Consider the following 18,927-nt stretch of genomic DNA (forward strand, 5'->3'; position numbering starts at 1 on the left):
AATTCCGGTCCGGCGCAGGAATCGCCAAGGGTTGCCACAGGATCCTGCGAGGACCCGGAATCCCGCCGCTTCGGGGTCCTAATCTTTTGGTAAGGGCGGATGGTTGGTCTGCCCGCGCAGCCCGCAACGCCAAAACAAGGACCCCAAAATTCGTACTCCCGCCTTTGTTCTGCCCGCCGCAGCAGTGCTGGTTTCCGCCGCCGCACTTTCCGCCACTGCCGTGCCTGCCGTGGCAGCTCCACCTGCCGATACCGGTGCCGGCCGCTACATCGTCCAGTACGCGGCCACTGCGGACGTGGCAACTGAGGCCGCCGGACTGCGCGCCCAGGGCCTCGCCGTCGGCCGTACGTTTTCGCACGCCGTCCGCGCCGCAGTAGTGACCGCCAATCCCGCCCAGGCGGCCGCACTGGCACGTTCCGGCCGCGTGGTTTCGGTGGAGCCGGACGCTCCCGTCAGTGTTTCCGCAACAGAGCAGCCGGCACCATGGGGCCTGGACCGCATCGACCAGAAGACCTTGCCTTTGTCCGGGTCCTACTCCTGGACCTCCTCCGGCGCCGGCGTGACTGCGTACGTCGTGGACACCGGCGTCCTGGCCTCACACACCGATTTCACCGGCCGCGTGGCCGCAGGCTGGTCGGCTGTTGCCGACGGCCTGGGCTCGGGTGACTGCAACGGACACGGCACGCATGTGGCCGGCTCGGTAGCGGGTTCCACCTATGGCGTGGCAAAGAGCGCCACGGTGGTGCCCGTCCGCGTGCTCGACTGCAACGGATCCGGCTACAACTCCGACGTGGTGGCCGGGCTCGACTGGGTAGCCGCGAACCACGCCGCCGGGACGCCAGCGGTGGTCAACCTAAGTCTGGGCGGAGGCGTGAGCACCACCGTGGACGCGGCCATCCAGGCAGTGATCAACGACGGCGTCACCGCGGTGGTTGCCGCCGGCAACTCTGCCGTGGACGCCTGCAACAGTTCTCCCGCCCGCGTACCGGCCGCCGTCACAGTAGCAGCCAGTGACTCTGCAGACCGGCAGGCGTCCTTCTCCAACGTCGGCCCGTGCGTGGACCTCTACGCGCCCGGCGTTGGCATCACCTCCACCTACTACACGTCGGCCACTGCCACAGCTTCCATGTCCGGGACCTCAATGGCCTCGCCACACGTGGCTGGGGCGGCGGCACTGCTGTTGTCCCAGAACCCGGCCCTCACACCGGCGCAGGTGGCTGCTGCACTCACATCCAACGCCACCGCCGGGGTGGTCACCGGCACCACCAGCGGCACGCCCAACCGCCTGCTGTTCGCCGACGCCGTTGCTGCTGCCCCGGCACCGGCACCCGCGCCTGCTCCGGCCCCTGCTCCTGCTCCTGCTCCTGCTCCGGCGCCGACCGTCACGGCGATGACGCCGGGAGCCGATGCCACGGCAGTAGCGGCCGGATCCAACGTCACAGCCACCTTCAGCGCGGCGATCCAGGGCGTCACCAGCGGGACGTTTGTGCTCAAGAACTCGACAGGCGGCACCGTTCCCGCCACCGTGACCTATAACGCCACCACCCGCACGGCCACCCTTGATCCGGCCGCCGGCCTGGCCGCCGACACACGCTACACGGCAACACTGGTGGGCGGAACCTCGGCCATCCGCGGTACCACAGGCACGCCGCTGGCCTCCGCCAGCTGGAGCTTCCTGACCGGACCCGCGCCCGTCGTCACCAGCACCACGCCCGCCAGCAACGCGCTGTTGGTGCGCCGGGCCAACAGCATCAGCGTCACCTTCAACGAGGCTGTCCAGGCGGTCAACGGAACCACCTTCACGGTGAAGAACGCCGCCACCGGAGCTGTGGTGCCGGCCTCCGTGTACCGGAACGGGACCACCAACCAGTGGATCCTGGACCCCCAGCAGCCGCTGGCCGCCAAGACCAAATACACCGTGACGGTGACCGGCGGAAGTGCTGCGGTAAGGGACCTGGCGGGAAACGCCTTCGGTGGCCGGACCTGGCAGTTCACCACCGGTTCCTTCTAGGTATTGCTTAGACCGTCTCCAGCAGGAACTCGGCGCGCCCGTGCGCGGCCCCGTTAATCTGCAGCTCCAGCGCATGCAATCCCGGATGGTGCACCCTGGTTGTCATCTGCCGGAACGCGTGGCGCTTCGACAGGCTCCGGCGCTCGCCCGGTGCGAGGGTCAGGGTTGAGATCTTGAAAACCTTGGCAGACTGGCGGCCATTGGCCTTTTGGTAGTGCACCTTGTAGTCCACAGCGAGCTTCACCTCTTCGGCGCCGGAATTTGAAATCTCAAAAGCGAACGTCAGCTCACCCGGTACGGTAAGGGTTTCCCGATCCAGGCGCGGGCCGTTCACCATCACGGACGCAGGGGTGAAGCCGAGCAGTGCCAGCGCCCCGGGATGCCCTTTTTTGATCAGCGTGCGGAGCCCATGGCGGACCACCCACGCCGTGTTTTTGTCCACCGTGTTGCTGTCCGCCGTGTTGCTGTCCGCCGCGGCGAGCCAGCGCCCGGCGGTGGCAACCACGGCGCCCGGGGCGTGCCGGGCAAGGTCGTTGAGATGGTTTGCCACCGAGCGCTGCACATACTCAGAGGAGTCACGGTACAGGGCATCCAGGATGGGGAGCGTGGCTTCCGGGCGCTGGACGAGGGCGGGTACGCGCACCGCCCAGGGCAGGTAGGGCCGGGTGCCCTCGCTTGCCAGCCGGCGCACATGCTCGTCCGGGCTGGCTATCCACTCCTGGATTGCTGCCAGGGCGCGGTCCGGGTCACGCGCAAGGAGTCGCCGGATCGCGAATTCACCGGTGAGCCGCGGCGTGAGTTCGGCCAGCAGCCCCAGGCAGTCGTCAAAGTCCTCCAAGGCACCCGAATCCAGGGCGAGGCTGACGGCCGCTTCGGACACCGGCCACAGGACCCAGCCGGTAAATTCGGGAAACTGAAGCGCCGCGCGGAAGCTGCGGGCCGCCGTCGTATACCCCGCGCCGCGGGTGGCATCACTGATGTCAGCCACCAGTGCCCGGGCCACCAGATCGGTGCGGGCACGCAAATTGAGCTCCCCCAGCTCCGCGCCGGTGGCTGCGGTCCGCTCCCATGGGACTCCCGGCGCGCTCTCTTTGAGGACGCCGACGAGGGTGGCTATGGCCGGCGGGTCAATCAGTTCGTTCATCACGCCCATGCAGTCAGGCTACCGCCGGGATGCGACAATGACGGCCCCTCCGAACGTCAGCGGGATACCGCGCTGCTCATTCCCGCCGCGCCAAGGCCGCGCAACAGGGATAATCTTCACCCTAGGCAAACTTCACTACCGAGGGACGGATGTGCCGGTGGGACAGCAGGGATCAGCAGGCTCCGGAACCAGCCGGAAGAGTACCGGCAAGTGGCGGGCCTTTCACGACAAGTTCGTGGTGGAGGAGCGCTATGTTGACCCGGCGGACAGGCGCAGCCTGTACCGGGCCGCCGTCATCCTGGCGGCGGTGGGGCTGGCACTCTTCCTGGCGACCCTGGTCAGCGTGGTCCAGGCAGATGGACTGTCCGCGGCCGACGTGCCCGTCCGGGACTGGCTGCTGGGGCTGAGGTCCCAGACCCTGACGGTGGTGATGATCTTCCTCGCCGTGCTCTTCGGTCCCATTGCCCTCCCCATCATCGTGCTGGTGGTGGTGGTCGTGTGGGGCTTCGCCGCGAAACACGCCTGGCGCCCCGTGGTACTGGCGTCCGCGATGCTCAGCGGGGTCATCATTTCGCAGATCATCCTCCAGATAGTGCGCCGGTCGCGTCCGCCGGTGGAACAGATGCTCTTCGGGATAGACCACACCTTCTCGTTTCCCTCCGGACACGTCCTGGGGGCGTGCGACTTCCTGCTGGTGGGCACGTTCTTGATCTATTCCCGGCGAAAGAACAGGAAGGCCGCGGTGTTTGGGTTCATCGGAGCGGGAGTCGGGATTGTTCTGGCCTCGGTCAGCCGGCTGTACCTGGGATACCACTGGCTCAGCGACGCCCTGGCATCGGTCTCGCTGTCACTGCTGATCCTCGGGGGTGTCATCGCCCTGGATACATGGCGGACGGCAAGGATTCCAGGCGAGCGGATCACGGGCGAACTGTCCAAGGCGGAAACCCAGCGGGACTAAACGTCACCCAGGCGGCCGCGCCCGGGCCCGCTTCAGGGCGCGGTGGAGTTTGAGGTTGGCTTCCTCCAGTTCAAGCACCTTGGCGACTCCGGCGAGGTTCAGGCCCTGGTCAAGGAGTTCGCCGATCCTGAGCAGCACGGCAATGTCCGCATCGCTGTACTGCCGCGTGCCGCCCGAGGTGCGGGACGGCGTCAGCAGGCCTCGGGTTTCGTAAAGGCGGATGTTCTGCTGGCCGGTGCCCGCCAGTTTCGCCGCCACCGAAATGGCATAGAGTGCGCGCCCCTTCGCGGGCGCGGCCGCCCGGCCTGATTCCTGCTCTGCCATCGGCTCTCCAGAATTTTTGGCGGTGATCTTGCTTCAGTTTCCCACGGGTGCTATAAAAAATCTATATCCACCACCATAGATCATGAGCGGTGGATATGGCATAGAACCAACATCTAACGAGCTGAAGGAGTGGGAAATGATGTTGATGCGCACGGACCCGTTCCGTGAGCTGGACCGGCTCACGCAGCAGGTCTTTGGAACTGCCGCCCGCCCGGCTGCCATGCCCATGGATGCCTGGCAGGAGGATGGCGAGTTTGTTGTGGCCTTTGATCTTCCGGGCGTCAAGCTCGATTCGCTGGACCTGAACGTTGAGCGCAACGTCCTCACGGTGCGCGCCGAACGCAAGGATCCCACCCAGCCCAATGTCGAGTTGGTGGCCTCCGAGCGTCCCCGCGGCGTTTTCAGCCGCCAGCTGATCCTGGGCGACACCCTGAACACGGACAACATCAAGGCCAGCTACGACCAGGGCGTCCTGACGCTGCGGATCCCCGTGGCGGAACAGGCCAAGCCCCGCAAGATCGAAATCCAGACCCAGCAGGGCGAGATGCACCAAATCAGAAGCTAGGACGGCCCCACGGTGCAGGGCAGCCATGGCGGTTGCCCTGCGCCGCACCCGTATCCGGACGCATCTGGAACCGGAAGGCCCACATGAGTAACATCCCGGACTACTACGCAACGCTGCGCGTCCCGCGTGACGCCACCCAGCAGCAGATTTCGCGCGCCTACCGGGCCCTCATGCGCAGCCACCACCCGGACCTCGATGCGGGCAGGGCCAACCCGGGCAGCCAACAGGGCAGCCCGGTGAAGATTCCGCAACAGCCGGAGGGGGAACTGCTGCGGATCATGCAGGCCTTCGCTGTCCTGCGTGATCCTTCGCGGCGGGCGGACTATGACCGCGAGGTGAAGGCGGTACCTGCAGCCCGGGCAACACCGGCGTCGGGAACCGCGCGGGACATTCCGGTCCGCAAAGTCCAGCCCCGGAGCCGTCCTTCGGGGAACACCATCAGGATCAGCCCGGTGCACTGGGAGAGCGGCCCCTGGGCCTAGCTGCCAAAACCATGCGGCGCATCGGCTACCTTCAGCCGCCGGGGACCCACCGGGGCGGCTCTACCCTAAGGAGGCAAACTGTATGAGCGATTGGCGCCGTTACGACTCACACCTTATGCCGGCGTTCCATGAGCGTTTCGAACAGCGCTGGGGCAAAGGCACCGCCCCTTTCCTGGACCCCGAGGCGCATGAGGAGCCCTTACCCCGTGCACAGTGGATCAACCCGGCAACGGGCGCTGCCCTGGCCGTAGTGCCGGTCTGGACGAACGATGAAAAGCAGCAACGCTCTTTCGGCGTCTTTTATCTTCCGCCGGCCGGGGATATCTGGGTCCTGCGCCCGGGCTACACGGGGTACCTTGAACCGGCCGACGGCGAAACAGAGCACCTCGTGACGCTCCGCAACGATGCCTTCCGCAAGGCCGTGGCGCATGCGAAGGATTTCCTGTTCGGCGATCAGTAGTCAGGCGCTGCCGGCGTACCACTGCCCAGCAGGCTCCGGGTGAGGGTCTCGGCGTCATCCATGAGCTCCTCCGCGGCCGCTGCCAGGTGCGCATCCGACACCGGTGCATCTTCGAGGGCTGCAGCCACCACTGCACGGCGCACCAGTTCGCGGGCGAAGGACGCCGTGGTGCCGGCAGTACGCGCGGCGGCGGCGGCCACAGCCTCGTCACTGAAGTTGGCCTGCCGGCCGTAGAGCCGAAGAAGCGCAGTCCGCTCACTCAGCGCGGGCAGCGGGATCTCCACGGCCAGGTCCACCCGGCCCGGGCGCTGTGCCAGCGCACGCTCGAGCATGTCCGGCCGGTTGGTGGTGAGCACAAACGCGACGTCGGCGTCGTTGTCCAGGCCGTCCATGGCATCAAGGACCTCAAAGAGCAGCGGCTGCGGCCCGTGGCCGAAACTCCGGTCCTCAGCGATGAGATCGCAATCCTCCAACACCACGATCGAGGGCTGCAAAGCCCTGGCCATCCGGGCCGCTTCCGAAATCCGGGCCAGCGAACCACCGCTGAGGAGAATGGCGGTGGCACCCCCGCTCTGCCCCAGCAGGTAGCGGACGGTGTGTGTTTTGCCGGTTCCCGGCGGCCCGTACAGCAGCACACCCCGCTTGAGATGCTGGCCATGGCGCTTCAGGGACTCGCGGTGTGCGGCAATGCCCACGGCGTGGTCCGCCACCTTCTGCAGCAACCCCGGCGGGAGGATCACCTCCTGCCCCTCTAGCCGTGGCCGGGAATGGAAGGTCACCCCGCCGCTGCTCGGTCCGAACTCACCCATGGTCAGGGAAACCACCTGGCCCTTCAACACGCTCTGGCTGTCCATCCGCCGCCGGTACTCGGCCAGGAACGCCGTCCCGGTGCCAATGTTTTCGGCCACCACCTCAAGCGAAGCCGACTGCCGTCCGGAGCGCGGATCCGCCGCACGCTGCAGCACACCCAGCCGGCCGCCGTCGTAGGTCAACAGCCTTAGCCCGAACCCCACCGCCTGGCGCTGCGCCTCCGGTCCCACCGGGAGGTTCACGTAGTCCGGCTGGGCCAGGGGAAACTGCGGGAACACCTGCGACTGCTGGACCATGTCGCTGAGCGACTGGTGGTGCCGCTGCCCGCCCCCGCCGATCCCCACCAGCCGGCTTTCCGGGTCGAGGGCAGCGAGGTCCGCCATGACAATGTCCGCATCAACGAACCTATGAGGCGGAATTTCTTCCTCCACCACCGCAAGGTTTTCGGCCGCCACGCCCAGGTGCCCGGTCAAAGCTTCCAGCAGCTGGGTTCCGGTTTGGCGGCGGTGGCTGCCCGCCTGGGCCAACTGCACCAGATGCGCAAAATCGTCGATGAACTTCCCCAGTTTTTCATCCATTCCCAGACCCTAGCAGGGCGCCCACCAGGAGCCCCGGAATCGTGCGAGGATATGGTCCTGACCTCGCGCGGGTCCAACGACTGGCGCGGGTACCGTCCTGTCCGTAGTAAAGGGTTGATTCGATGCACATATCCGCCAAGGACCTCGCCGCACTCATCCCAGCGGGGTTCACGCTTGGAGTGGCCACCGCAGCCTTCCAGATCGAAGGTGCGCTGGACGAGGACGGCCGCGGACCCGCCGGCTGGGATGTATTTGCCGGAAAGCCAGGCGCGATCGTGGAGGACCACAGCCCGAAGGTCGCCTGCGACCACTACCACCGGATGCCGCAGGACGTGGCACTCATGAAGCAGCTGGGCGTGGACTCGTACCGGTTCTCGTTCGCCTGGCCGCGCATCCAGCCCACGGGCAGGGGGCCGGCCAACCGGGCGGGCCTGGCCTTTTACGACCGGCTCCTGGACGAACTCCTGGCCAACGGAATCTCGCCTATGGCCACCATCTACCACTGGGACACGCCGCTGGCGCTGGACGAGGACGGTGGATGGATGAACCGGGACACCGCCTACCGGCTGGGGGAGTACGCCGGCATCCTGGCTGAGGCTTTCGGCGACCGGGTGGCCCGCTGGGTCACCATCAACGAACCCGCCACCGTGAGCACCAACGGCTACACCCTTGGCCTGCATTCGCCAGGCAAGGAGCTCCTCCTGGGCGCCTTCCCCACCGTCCACCACCAGCTGCTGGGGCACGGCCTGGCCGTGCAGGCGCTGCGCGCCGCCAAGGTGCCGGGCGAAATCGGCATGACCAACGTCTACTCGCCCATGGTCCCGAATTCAATCAACCCGCTGGACTACGTCAGCGCGGGGCTGATGGACCTGGCGCAGAACCGGCTCTACGCCGATCCCGTACTGACCGGAAAATATCCGGACCTGATCCGGGCCGCCAAGTTCTTCAGCTCGTTCGAGCATCCGGAGGAGGACATGGACCTCATCTCGCAGCCGCTGGATTTCTACGGGCTCAACTACTACATGCCCACCAAGGTTGCTGTTGGGCCCGGCGGCGGGGCGGTGCCGGCGAGCATGGCGGAGGCCATGGGCAGCGACCTCAGCGCAGCGGGCAGCGGCGGCACCCCCTTCCACGTGGAAACCTGGCCGGAAGCGGACATCACGTCCTACGGCTGGCCGGTGAAACCGGAATACATGCGCGTCGCCCTGAAGGAGATGGCCGAACGGTACCCCAACCTGCCGCCCGTCATCCTTACCGAGGGCGGGGCCAGCTTCGAGGACATCATCGTCCGGGACAAGTCCACCAACACCCGGTTCATCCCCGACGAGCGCCGCCTGAAGTACCTGTCCGATCACCTGGAGGCTGCGCTGCGGGCCACGGCTCCCGGTGGTGAGGCTGAGTCCATCGACCTGCGCGGCTACTACGTCTGGTCCCTGCTGGACAACTTCGAGTGGTCCGCCGGCTACAACCAGCCGTTCGGGCTGCTCCATGTGGACTACGAGACCCTGGAGCGGACCCCCAAGGCCTCCTACTTCTGGTACCAGGAGCTCATTGAGGAGCGGGATGTGGCTGCTGCTGCAGACATGGCCATCGCGGCGGCCGCGGCGCCCGAAGGGCTGGAGCCGGAGGTCCTGGATGCAGAATCGCCCGACGACGGCGTGACCCCGTTGGGTGCCAGCGCTTAGGCCGCTTCGGCTTAGGGCAGCCGCTGCCGGATTCAGGCTGCGGCTTAGGCACCGGCCTAGAGGACGCCCAGCATGCCCAGCTGTTTGGCGATGCCCGCGCCATCGGGGGAGTAAATCCACGGCACCTTGGACGTGGTGTGGTCGCCGTCTTCCGAATGGCCGCCTGCAAAGACGGATTCGCTGATGGACAGCTGGCGGATGGCGATGGCGGCAACCTTGTCCGGCTTGTCCTGGGCGAAGCTGGAGTAGATGGCCTCATCGTGCTGGCCGTTGTCGCCGATCAGGAGCCAGCGCATGTCCGGGAATTCCTTGGCGAGCCGCTCGAGGTTGCGCCTCTTGTGGTCCTGGCCGCTGCGGAACCAGCGGTCCTGCGTCAGGCCCCAGTCCGTCAGCAGCAGGGCTCCTGTGGGATACATGTTGCGGCTCAGGAAACGGGCCAGGGTGGGCGCGGCATTCCACGGCCCGGTGGACAGGTAGATCACCGGTGCGTCCGGATGCTCCACTGTGAGCCGGTCCAGCAGCACCGCCATCCCGGGCGTGGCCATGCGGGCCCGTTCGCTGAGCACAAAAGTGTTCCAGAGGGCCAGGAAAGGCCTGGGCAGCGCCGTCACCATCACGGTGTCATCAATGTCGGAGACGATGCCGAACTTCACATCCGGCGCAATAACGCGGATCTGCGCCTCTACGGGCTCTGTGCCTTCCGCCCGCAGGACGGCTGTGTGCCAGCCAGGCGTGAGCTGGACTTCCACCTCGGTGTCAATCAGCCCGCCGCGGTCAGCCCGGACATGGGTGACAACATCGCCGATGGTGATTTCGACGTCGGTAAACTGCAGCGGAACACTCGTAAAAGCACGCCAGCCCCGGATGTTTTGGTTTCCGTTGCGCGCCGCATGGTCAGCTTTGCTCCCCGGCAGCGGCTTCTGCGTCAGCAGCACCCGGCCCAGCACCCGCACCAGGCTGGTGGAGCCGTAACCCTGGTAGGCCACAGTCTGGGGAACAAAGTTCCAGCGCCTGGCCAGCCGGATCCGGACCGTGTTAACGGCGTCGGAGAGCCGGTGCGCCAGCCGGAACACCTGGTTCCCGGAGAGCGCGTCCAGAGCCGCGGCAGGCATTGTGTTGTGTGCGGAATTCTTCGGAGCCGAGTCCATGCCTCCACTCTGCCACAGGGCGGGGCGGCCCGAGGAGAAGCCAGGCGTCTGCTGAGGCTTCGTGACGTTACCCTTCGCCCAGGATTCCGCGCAGGGTCTCGGCGTTCCGCACGGCGTTCCCGCCGCCGTCGTTATTGAAATAGGCGTAGACATCCTGGCCGTTGCCCGCCCACTCGCGGATGCGGTCCGCCCACCAGTGAAGGTCCGCATCCGAATAGGAGCCGGCGTAGAGATGCTGATGGTCCGGACCGTGCAGCCGCACGTAGGCGAAGGGTGCAGTAATTTGAAGAATGCAGGGGAGGTTGGCGCCGCTCATGATGCAGTAGGCGGCCTGATGGCGCTCCAGGAGGGCGAACACCTCCGGGCATTCCCAGCTCGGGTGCCGGAACTCCACCGTGACGCGGATCCAGTCCGGCACCGCGGCGAGGAAGTAGTCCAGCCGGGCATCGTCACGTTCCATGCCGGGCGGCAGCTGGACCAAAAGGACTGCGCGCTTATCCCCCAACTCGTGCCAGCACCGGCTGATGCGCTCCAGCCACACCTCCGGTTCGTACAGCTTCCTGGCGTGGGTCAGGCCACGGGGAGCCTTGACTGACATGCTGAACCCGGCGGGCAGCCGCTGGTTCCAGCCGGCAAAGGTGGTGTCGCGGGGCCAGCGGTAGAAGCTGGCGTTGAGCTCAACGGTATGGAACCGGGCCACGTAATGCTGCAGCCTGTCCTTCGCGGGCAGCCTGGGCGGATAGAGGACGTTTTCCCAGTGGTCGTAGCTCCATCCGGAGGTACCGATGTGGATTGCCATGCCTGCCTCCGGTCACCGCTGCCGTTCTTCGAGGCTAGCATCCCTCCGGCTGGTCCACTCCGGCACTGGCTGTGGCAGGGTATGGTCATGGCGCGAATTGAAGATTATGCCGTTGTCGGTGACCTCCATACCGGGGCGCTGGTGAACAAGGAAGGCTCCATCGACTGGCTCTGCCTTCCCAGGTTCGATTCCCCGGCCTGCTTCAACGCACTGCTGGACACACCCGAAGCGGGGCGGTGGCTTTTGGCGCCGGCAAGCGGCGGGCCCTGCACACGCCGCGGCTACCGGGACGGCAGCCTGATCCTGGAGACGGAGTGGGACACCGATGACGGGACGGTGCGGGTCATCGACTTTATGCCGCCGCGTGACTCGGTGGCCGACATCGTCCGGATCGTCGAAGGCGTCACGGGAAGAGTGAAGATGCACGGCGAGTTGACCCTCCGCTTCGATTACGGCCACATCATCCCCTGGGTGCGCAAGGACGACTATGGCCTGCACGCCATCGCCGGGCCGGACGCCGTGTATTTTGTGACTCCTGCCCCACTGCACGGCGAGAACATGCACAGCGTCAGCGACTTCACGGTCAATGCCGGCGAACGGGTTCCGTTTGTCCTCACCTGGGCCCCGAGCCACGTGGGGCGGCCGCACACTGTGGACGCCGAGGAAGTACTGGGCACCACCTACGCCTTCTGGCGGGGCTGGGCGTCTCAATGCACCGTGGAGGGCAAGTACAAAGAAGCCGTGACGCGCTCGCTGGTGACGCTGAAAGCCCTGACCTATGCTCCCACCGGCGGGATCGTGGCTGCGGTGACCACCTCGCTGCCCGAACAACCCGGCGGCCCCCGCAACTGGGACTACCGCTACTGCTGGCTCCGCGACGCCACAATGACGCTCCAGGCGCTGCTGGCCGCCGGCTATACCGCCGAGGCGGCCGCCTGGCGGGACTGGCTGCTCCGGGCCGTCGCCGGCGACCCGTCAGATCTCCAGATCATGTACGGAATCCACGGTGAACGCCGCCTGCCGGAAATGGAGCTGCCCTGGCTGAAGGGTTACGAAAACTCCTCCCCGGTCCGGATCGGCAACGGCGCTGCCGAGCAGCTGCAGCTGGACGTGTGGGGCGAAGTGCTGGACTGCCTGGCGCTCACCCGCAACTCGCTGTTGACCCATACCGATGAGGCCTGGGATGTGCAGGTAGCGCTGATGGAGCACCTGGAGACCATCTGGGACCAGCCGGATAACGGGCTCTGGGAAATGCGCGGCCCCCGCCGGCACTTCACGCACTCCAAAGTGATGGCCTGGGTGGCGGCGGACCGCATGGTCAAGGGCGTCCGCGTCTCAGGGCTTCCCGGGCCGGTGGAACGCTGGGAAAAGCTGCGCGACACCATCCGCCGGGACATTATGGCCAACGGCTTCGACGCCAAACGCAACACGTTTGTGCAGTCCTACGGGCGGCCGGAACTGGACGCCAGCCTGCTCCTGATTCCCCGCGTGGGTTTCCTGCCGCCCGATGATCCGCGGGTACTCGGGACCATCGAGGCCATCCAGCGGGAACTGACCGAGGACGGGTTTGTGCTCCGTTACCGGCCCGCCGAGAGCGATGACGGCCTGCCGGGCGATGAGGGCGTCTTCCTGGCATGTTCGTTCTGGCTGGTGGAAGCGCTGTTGGGCGCGGGCCGCCACGAGGAATCCCGGGAATTGTTCGAACGGCTCCTGGAATTGCGTAACGATGTTGGGCTCCTGAGCGAGGAATGGGGGGTCAGGCTCGGCCGGCAGCTCGGGAATACGCCACAGGCCTTCAGCCACTTCGCGCTTGTGACTAGCGCTTTGGAGCTGCATCAGGATACCGTTCGGCGAAGTGACACCCCCATTCCGCCGGAAACGGCGGAAACGCGCTGAGGCGGCGCGTTCGGGATGTCCGGCTTCTCCTTCGCGAAATAGATAAGTATACTTACTAACACTTCATGGAGTGCTCCCAAAGAGCACAGCGCCATGACTGATGGAGGAGTGATTGCAATGGCCGGGTATTTTGAGCTCGTGGACGCGCCCGACGGCGGCTATAGGGTCCGGATGATGGATGGCACGGGGAATCTGATGGCCATCTCGGTCACCTTTCCCACCAAGCGGGCAGCCGTTGCCGGCGTGGCGATGGCGCGTGAAATCGCCGGCACAGGACTGATCAGGGATAAGAGCCACGACGGCGCCGGCACGGTCATCAGGGAACGCGTGCGCCCTGTGAGCAGCCCCAAGGAGGAGGCTTCCCGGGCCAGGAAAACTGCGGAAGCCAAACGGGCTGCGGTCAGCTGATGGTGCCGCTGGAACCGGAATCCCCTGACGGCGGACGCCGCCGGGGGATTCTCTTTGACGTTGACGGCACGCTGATCGATTCCTCCTACATCCACACGATTTCCTGGTGGGGTGCCTTTCGCCAGCAGGGGTATGACATCCCGATGGCGTCGATCCACCATTTTGTGGGCATGGGCGGTGACCGGTTGGTGGACAGCCTCCTGCCGGATGACCGGGACAAGTCCCTTGATTCTGAGGTCATGGCCAGCCATGCCGCGCTCTATGCCTCCCACTGGCCGGCATTGCGCAGGTTTGACGGCGCCAGGGAACTGCTGGCTCAATGCCATGCGGCCGGACTCGCCGTCGCGCTCGCATCCTCTGCGCGGAACCAGGACCTCCAGGTCATGAAGTCAATCCTGGACGCCGACGCTTACATCGATGGTGCCACCAGCGCCAACGACGCCGCGGAAAGCAAGCCTGCCCCGGACATCCTCGTCGCCGCGCTGGAAGCAATCGGCGTGGATGCGGCCGACGCCGTGTTTGTCGGGGATGCGGTCTGGGACATGGTGGCAGCCGGCGCGCTGGGGATTCCCGCCATTGGAGTCACCTGCGGCGGGGTCAGTGCGGCTGAGCTCCGGGAGGCGGGCGCGGTGGAAGTCTATGAAGGGCCGCGCGATTTGCTGGAGAACCTGAAAACAAGCGCTGCAGGCCGCCTGTTGTCCTGATACGGCGCTAGAGCGTCTGCCCGCCGGCGACCGAGTCCTCGTCACCCGCATTGGCCGGCTTGGCCCAGGAAACCGCCACCCGCACGGAGCCGTCGTCGCTCCGGTCAACGTCGGTGACCACGTCGGTGATGCTGGCGCCCATCTCCACGATCCGCTGCTGGTAGCTGGCCACCAGTGCCTCCAGGCTTTCCTCCGTCCATTCGCCGGGGCGCATGCGCGTGGAAATTTCGACCGGTTCCGGCTGGTAGAGCGACATCATGTTCCTCTTTCACTGGGCATCTCGCGTGGGCTGGTCCTTCCTACGCTAGGAGCCGCAGGCCGGGACGACAAGACTTTCATCAGCCTGCTTACTTTTTTGCCCGTGAGCCGCTAGCGTCGAGGAAAGGGCGGCCCCGCCCGGATCCGAGAGAAAGGGAGACTGTGAAAGCACTGACGTGGCAAGGAAAACGTTCGGTAAGTGTGGAAGAAGTGCCTGATCCAGTCATCCAGGACCCTACCGACGCAATCATCCGGATCACCTCGACGGCGATCTGCGGCTCCGACCTCCACCTGTACGAGGTCCTCGGCCCGTACATGCACAAGGGTGATGTGATCGGCCACGAACCGATGGGCATCGTGGAGGAGGTGGGCAGCGCCGTCACCAACCTTCGCAAAGGCGACCGGGTGGTGGTCCCCTTCAACATTTCCTGCGGACGCTGCTACATGTGTGCCCAGGGCCTGCAGTCGCAGTGCGAGACCACCCAGGTCAAGGACAAGGGCTCAGGGGCGGCCCTTTTTGGCTATTCGGAGCTGTATGGTTCCGTCCCCGGCGGACAGGCCGAATACCTGCGCGTCCCGCACGCGGACTACGGCCCCATCAAGGTGGGCACGGAATTGCCCGACGAACGGTACCTGTTCCTCTCGGATATCCTTCCCACCGCCTGGCAGGCCGTGGAGTATGCGGACACTCCTGCCGGCGGCACCCTGGCCGTGTTCGGCCTGGGGCCGGTCGGCCAGTTCTCCGGACGCATCGGGGTCCAGCGCGGACTGCGGGTAATCGGCATCGACCCCGTCCCTGAGCGGCGGGAGATGGCGGCGCGGCACGGCGTAGAGACGCTCGATTACACCAAGGATGTGGCGGACCAGCTGCGGGAGATGACTGCGGGGAGGGGCCCGGACGCGGTGGTTGACGCCGTCGGCATGGAAGCACATGGTTCCCCCGTGGCAGGGTTCGCCCACCAGGCGCTGGGCCTGCTGCCGGACAAACTGGCGCAAAAGGCGATGGAGACCGCCGGGGTGGACAGGCTCGCCGCGCTGCACACGTCCATCCAGGCTGTGCGCAGGGGCGGAACAGTGTCGCTGAGCGGGGTCTACGGCGGGCAGGCCAGCCCGATGCCGATGCTCACCATGTTCGACAAGCAGATCCAGCTCCGGATGGGGCAGTGCAACGTGCGCCGCTGGACCGATGACATCCTTCCCTTGGTGGAGGACGACGCCGATCCGCTGGGTGTGATGGACCTGGTCACCCACCGCTCCGGTTTGGAGGGGGCGCCGGCGCTGTACGAGAAGTTCCAGAAAAAGCAGGACGGCTGCATCAAGGTGGTCCTGAACCCCTAGTTTTCGCCACACAGGCTGTTGAGGGCTTCCTGCGCCACGTCCTGCATCTCGTAGATCAGTGGATTCAGCTGGAGGGTTGGCGGGGCGGGCGGGTAGGCAACGGACATTGTCAGCTGCCTGCTGCCGTCCTCGCTGGTCATGGCGATCATGCCGTAGCCGTCGGCGTCCCCGGGCAAGCCGTAGTAGAAACGGTTGTTGCAGGTGTTGTTCCACCGCCGCAGGGCAAAGCCGTAATACTGCGAGTAGCCGCCCTTCATGGCCGTCACGCTGTCCGGTTTGACCAGGCTGCCGGTCAGGAGTGCGGCGTAGAACCTGTTCACTTCCTCCACGGTTGAGACGGCTCCGCCGGAGGGCAGGGCGGCCTGCCAGGCGGGATCCGCCACGTCCAGCCGCTTGCCCTCGACGGTGATGTAGCCGCGGACCACACTGGCCGAAGCCGCTTGGCCCAGGCTGGTCGCCGTCAGCCCCAGCGGCTGGGCGATATCTGCCGCCAGGACTTGGCCGATGCTGTGGCCGCGAATCCGTTCGAGTATCAGCCCCAAGGCTGCGTAGTCAGACCGTGAGTAGTTGAAGATTTGCGCCAGCCGCCGTTCCCAGCGAACGGTGGCGGCCAGGGACAACTGCTGCTCAAGGCTGAGCGGCCGGTTCATCGTCTCCTCCCATCTTCCGGATGACAGGAGAGGGACGGAGAAGTCGGGGAGTCCGGATTCGTGGGTCAGGAGCTGGCGGACGGTAACCGGGCCGGGTGGATGGAGGACGCTGCCGAATTCCGGGAGGTAATCGCTCACCTGGTAGTCGACGTTGAGCTTGCCCTCCTCAGCCAGCTTGAGGACTGAGACAGCAACCATGGATTCAGTGATGCCGCCGATGCGGACTGAATCTGAGACCGTTGCAGGCTCACCGGATTCGAGGTTCCGCACGCCGGCAGCGTGCGTCCAGGTGGTGCCCCCGTCCCGTACGGCGATCAATACCGCGGGCGCGCCTTCCTCCAGCATTCGGGCGCTGAAGGATTCCAACAAGGCGAAGGCCGCTGGCTTGTCCGGTTTTGGCGGAGGCGGAGGTTCCCCGGTGCAGGCGGCTGACGGTGCCGCCAGCAGGACCGTGCACAGGACAGCGGCAACCCGCTTCCACGCGCGGCCCGGGGTTGTGCCCATGTGGCCAATTTTCCCCCAACTGGCTCGCAGTTAACGTCGTGACCGGGTTTTGGGGACGTTAACTGCGAGTTAGTTGGGAGGGGTTCAGGTGAGACGCACCTGGCGGTTCATGTCCTTGTAGAGCAGGTAGCGGAACTCACCCGGCCCGCCGGCGTAGCACGCCTGCGGGCAGAAGGCGCGCAGCCACATAAAGTCGCCGGCCTCCACCTCCACCCAGTCGTTGTTCAGCAGGTACATGGCCTTGCCCTCCAAGACGTACAGGCCGTGCTCCATCACGTGGGTTTCCGGGAACGGGATGACGCCGCCGGGCTGGAACGTCACGATGTTCACCTGCATGTCGTGGGCCAGGTCGCTGGAGTCCGTGAAGCGGGTGGTTTTCCACGCGCCGTCGGTATCCGGCATTGCCGTTGGTTCCACGTCTTTTTCGTTGGTGACGAAGGACTTGGCTTCGAAGCCTTCGAGGCGTTCGTAAGCCTTGCGGATCCAGTGGAAGGACACAACGTCGTCCGAAACGTTTTCCAGGCCCCACTCCGAACCGGCGGCCAAGTAGGCGTAGCCGCCTTCCTCCAGCTGGTGCAGTTCGCCGTCGAGGGTGAGGTTGACCTTGCCGCGGGTCACGAAGATGACGCCTTCCACCCCGGCCTCGAACTCAGCCTTGGGAGCGCCGCCGCCCGGGCCGATCTCCACGATCAGCTGCGAAAAGGTGGTGGCGAAGCCCGAGATGGGGCGGGCGATGATCCAGGAGCGGGTGTTCGAAAAGCCCGGCAGGTTGGACGTGACAATGTCCGTCATCACGCCCTTCGGGATCACCGTGTACGCCTCGGTAACGATGGCCCGCTCGGTGGTCAGGTGGGTCTGCGGCGGCAGCCCGCCGGTGGGGGAGTAGTACTTGCCCATAACTGGTTCCTTACTTATGAGTTGGAAGTGGTGGCGAGCCGCGGGTGGGCCAGTCCGGTCAGTTGCGGAATCCCGATGCCGGCAAGCGCCTGGACTTCCTCGGCACCCACTGCGCCGCACTGGACGCCGCGCAGGACGAACGCGGCCAGGGCGCGGGCCGTGGCGGGCTCGTCCATGACGCCGCCTTCGGTCTGCTCTGCGTTGTCCCGTTCCACGTAGGTCCGCAGACGGGCCGCGGCGGCGGGCAGGCCCTGCCGGTAGAAGGCGTAGGTGGCGGCGAAGCGGCTGGGCAGCTGCGCCGGGTGCAGGTCCCAGCCCTGGTAGTAGCCGCGTTCCAGCGACCGCCGGACCAGCCGGCCGTGCAGCTGCCAGGCGTTCTCCACGTTGTCGCCCAGGGGGATGATGTTGGTGGATCCGTCGGAGAGCCGGATGCCCGTACTGGCCACGGCCAGCTGCATGACTTCCTTGGCGAAGTCCGCCACCGGGTGCTCCATGGACTGGTATTCGGCCGAGATCTGCAGCGACGCCGAGTAGTCGTAGGTGCCGTAGTGCAGGCCGCTGATCCGGCCCGGGACGGCGTGCGGCAGCTGCGCCACCGGGGACGTTCCTTCCGGCCCCAGGATCAGCTGCGGGGTTTCCACCTGCACCTCGAAGCGGAGGCGCCCGGCCAGCAGTGAATGAACTTCCTCAAGCCGGGAGACGGCATAGTCCATGGCCTTGACCTGGGCCACCGTGGTCACCTTGGGTAGCGTCAGGACCAGGCCCTCCGGCAGCTCGCCCGCCGCGGCCAGGCCCGAAACGAACAGGTCCAGCGTCCGCAGCCCGCGGGACCGCGTGGCCGCCTCGAAGCACTTGAAGCGGATCCCAATGAACGGGGGAGCGGACCCGGCCGCGGCTGCGGCGGCCACAGCGGACGCCGCGGCAACGGCGGCGGCGTCCTCGGCGTCGTCGCCCCTGTCCCCGAAGCCGTCCTCAAAATCGAGCCGCAGGTCCTCGATCGGTTCGCTGGCCAGCTTGGCTTCCACGCGCTGGGCAACGGCCTCCGCCAGCGCGGCGTCCTGGCCCAGCAGGGCACCGAGCTTCTCCAGCCCGCCGTGGGCGTTGGCCGCGGCCAGTGCCTCGGCGCCCCAGTCGGCAGCGAACGACGGCGTAAACCGGTCCGCCGGCACGTACACCGTGTGGACAGGCTGGCGTGAGCCGTCGTCGCCCGGGTAGTTCTGCTCCAGCAGGCGGTCCGTGGCGGCCAGTTGCCCGTCGATGGCCGCCAGGTCCCCCGCGGACAGTGACGGTTGGGGTGCTGCTGCCATG

The 18,927-nt window shown here is 66.3% G+C and carries 19 protein-coding genes; 10 read left to right on the plus strand and 9 right to left on the minus strand.

Annotated elements, in window-relative coordinates:
- The first annotated feature begins 229 nt into the window (after nucleotides 1-229).
- Nucleotides 230-2,011 (plus strand): S8 family serine peptidase, encoded by a 1,782-nt coding sequence (locus tag QF038_RS02495; RefSeq protein ID WP_307608438.1) that lies wholly within the window; start codon nucleotides 230-232, stop codon nucleotides 2,009-2,011.
- A 7-nt stretch (nucleotides 2,012-2,018) separates the two neighbouring features.
- Here QF038_RS02495 and QF038_RS02500 read toward each other — a convergent pair whose 3' ends face one another.
- Nucleotides 2,019-3,164: a DNA alkylation repair protein gene (locus QF038_RS02500; RefSeq protein ID WP_307608440.1), complete on the minus strand. Its 1,146-nt coding sequence runs from the start codon at nucleotides 3,162-3,164 to the stop codon at nucleotides 2,019-2,021.
- A gap of 148 nt (nucleotides 3,165-3,312) precedes the next feature.
- On the opposite strand from QF038_RS02500, the gene QF038_RS02505 reads away from it, so the two are divergent.
- Nucleotides 3,313-4,113: a phosphatase PAP2 family protein gene (locus QF038_RS02505; protein WP_307608442.1), complete on the plus strand. Its 801-nt coding sequence runs from the start codon at nucleotides 3,313-3,315 to the stop codon at nucleotides 4,111-4,113.
- A gap of 3 nt (nucleotides 4,114-4,116) precedes the next feature.
- On the opposite strand, the gene QF038_RS02510 is transcribed toward QF038_RS02505, so the two are convergent.
- Complete coding sequence (locus tag QF038_RS02510; protein WP_307608444.1) at nucleotides 4,117-4,437, minus strand: MerR family transcriptional regulator; 321 nt, start codon at nucleotides 4,435-4,437, stop codon at nucleotides 4,117-4,119.
- Nucleotides 4,438-4,576: 139 nt separating this feature from the next.
- Here QF038_RS02510 and QF038_RS02515 point away from each other — a divergent pair, with 139 nt between their 5' ends.
- From QF038_RS02515 to QF038_RS02525, 3 genes are all read left to right on the plus strand, one after another.
- The gene (locus QF038_RS02515; protein WP_142056852.1) at nucleotides 4,577-5,002 is read left to right on the plus strand and encodes an Hsp20/alpha crystallin family protein; all 426 of its coding nucleotides are present in this window, start codon (nucleotides 4,577-4,579) and stop codon (nucleotides 5,000-5,002) included.
- Between the two features lie 83 nt (nucleotides 5,003-5,085).
- A complete protein-coding gene (locus tag QF038_RS02520) occupies nucleotides 5,086-5,484 on the plus strand; it encodes a J domain-containing protein (protein ID WP_307608446.1) in 399 nt (132 codons plus the stop codon).
- 82 nt (nucleotides 5,485-5,566) lie between these two features.
- Nucleotides 5,567-5,944 carry a hypothetical protein gene (locus QF038_RS02525; RefSeq protein ID WP_091421395.1) on the plus strand — a complete coding sequence of 126 codons (378 nt, stop codon included), beginning with the start codon at nucleotides 5,567-5,569 and terminating at the stop codon, nucleotides 5,942-5,944.
- Here QF038_RS02525 and QF038_RS02530 read toward each other — a convergent pair.
- A complete protein-coding gene (locus QF038_RS02530) occupies nucleotides 5,938-7,332 on the minus strand; it encodes an ATP-binding protein (RefSeq protein WP_307608448.1) in 1,395 nt (464 codons plus the stop codon). The two genes, QF038_RS02525 and QF038_RS02530, sit on opposite strands and share 7 nt — an antisense overlap.
- Nucleotides 7,333-7,454: 122 nt before the next feature.
- Between QF038_RS02530 and QF038_RS02535 the strand changes: the two genes are divergently transcribed.
- On the plus strand, nucleotides 7,455-9,017 hold the full coding sequence (locus QF038_RS02535; protein ID WP_307608450.1) for a GH1 family beta-glucosidase: 1,563 nt from the start codon (nucleotides 7,455-7,457) through the stop codon (nucleotides 9,015-9,017).
- A gap of 56 nt (nucleotides 9,018-9,073) precedes the next feature.
- Here QF038_RS02535 and QF038_RS02540 read toward each other — a convergent pair whose 3' ends face one another.
- Both QF038_RS02540 and QF038_RS02545 read right to left on the minus strand, forming a co-directional pair.
- Nucleotides 9,074-10,165 (minus strand): App1 family protein, encoded by a 1,092-nt coding sequence (locus QF038_RS02540; protein WP_307608452.1) that lies wholly within the window; start codon nucleotides 10,163-10,165, stop codon nucleotides 9,074-9,076.
- A gap of 67 nt (nucleotides 10,166-10,232) precedes the next feature.
- Complete coding sequence (locus tag QF038_RS02545; protein WP_307608453.1) at nucleotides 10,233-10,964, minus strand: DUF72 domain-containing protein; 732 nt, start codon at nucleotides 10,962-10,964, stop codon at nucleotides 10,233-10,235.
- A gap of 87 nt (nucleotides 10,965-11,051) precedes the next feature.
- On the opposite strand from QF038_RS02545, the gene QF038_RS02550 reads away from it, so the two are divergent.
- From QF038_RS02550 to QF038_RS02560, 3 genes are all read left to right on the plus strand, one after another.
- The gene (locus tag QF038_RS02550) at nucleotides 11,052-12,860 is read left to right on the plus strand and encodes a glycoside hydrolase family 15 protein (protein ID WP_373461500.1); all 1,809 of its coding nucleotides are present in this window, start codon (nucleotides 11,052-11,054) and stop codon (nucleotides 12,858-12,860) included.
- Between the two features lie 117 nt (nucleotides 12,861-12,977).
- Entirely contained in the window at nucleotides 12,978-13,268 is a 291-nt protein-coding gene (locus QF038_RS02555) for a hypothetical protein (protein ID WP_307613382.1), read from the plus strand.
- Nucleotides 13,268-13,972, plus strand: a complete 705-nt coding sequence (locus QF038_RS02560) for an HAD family hydrolase (RefSeq protein WP_307608455.1) — start codon at nucleotides 13,268-13,270, stop codon at nucleotides 13,970-13,972. The genes QF038_RS02555 and QF038_RS02560 overlap by 1 nt, the downstream gene beginning before the upstream one ends.
- A 7-nt stretch (nucleotides 13,973-13,979) precedes the next feature.
- On the opposite strand, the gene QF038_RS02565 is transcribed toward QF038_RS02560, so the two are convergent.
- On the minus strand, nucleotides 13,980-14,231 hold the full coding sequence (locus tag QF038_RS02565) for a hypothetical protein (RefSeq protein ID WP_307608456.1): 252 nt from the start codon (nucleotides 14,229-14,231) through the stop codon (nucleotides 13,980-13,982).
- 161 nt (nucleotides 14,232-14,392) lie between these two features.
- Between QF038_RS02565 and QF038_RS02570 the strand changes: the two genes are divergently transcribed.
- Nucleotides 14,393-15,568, plus strand: a complete 1,176-nt coding sequence (locus QF038_RS02570) for a zinc-dependent alcohol dehydrogenase (RefSeq protein ID WP_307608457.1) — start codon at nucleotides 14,393-14,395, stop codon at nucleotides 15,566-15,568.
- Here the strand turns inward: QF038_RS02570 and QF038_RS02575 are convergent.
- From QF038_RS02575 to QF038_RS02585, 3 genes are all read right to left on the minus strand, one after another.
- Nucleotides 15,565-16,722 carry a serine hydrolase gene (locus tag QF038_RS02575; protein WP_307608458.1) on the minus strand — a complete coding sequence of 386 codons (1,158 nt, stop codon included), beginning with the start codon at nucleotides 16,720-16,722 and terminating at the stop codon, nucleotides 15,565-15,567. The two genes, QF038_RS02570 and QF038_RS02575, sit on opposite strands and share 4 nt — an antisense overlap.
- Nucleotides 16,723-16,806: 84 nt before the next feature.
- A complete protein-coding gene (locus QF038_RS02580; protein WP_142056584.1) occupies nucleotides 16,807-17,619 on the minus strand; it encodes a bifunctional allantoicase/(S)-ureidoglycine aminohydrolase in 813 nt (270 codons plus the stop codon).
- 14 nt (nucleotides 17,620-17,633) lie between these two features.
- On the minus strand, nucleotides 17,634-18,926 hold the full coding sequence (locus QF038_RS02585; protein WP_307608462.1) for an aldolase: 1,293 nt from the start codon (nucleotides 18,924-18,926) through the stop codon (nucleotides 17,634-17,636).
- Nucleotide 18,927: the final 1 nt, after the last annotated feature.

Origin of the sequence: Pseudarthrobacter sp. W1I19 (genome assembly GCF_030817835.1) — a bacterium.
Taxonomy (GTDB): Bacteria; Actinomycetota; Actinomycetes; order Actinomycetales; family Micrococcaceae; genus Arthrobacter.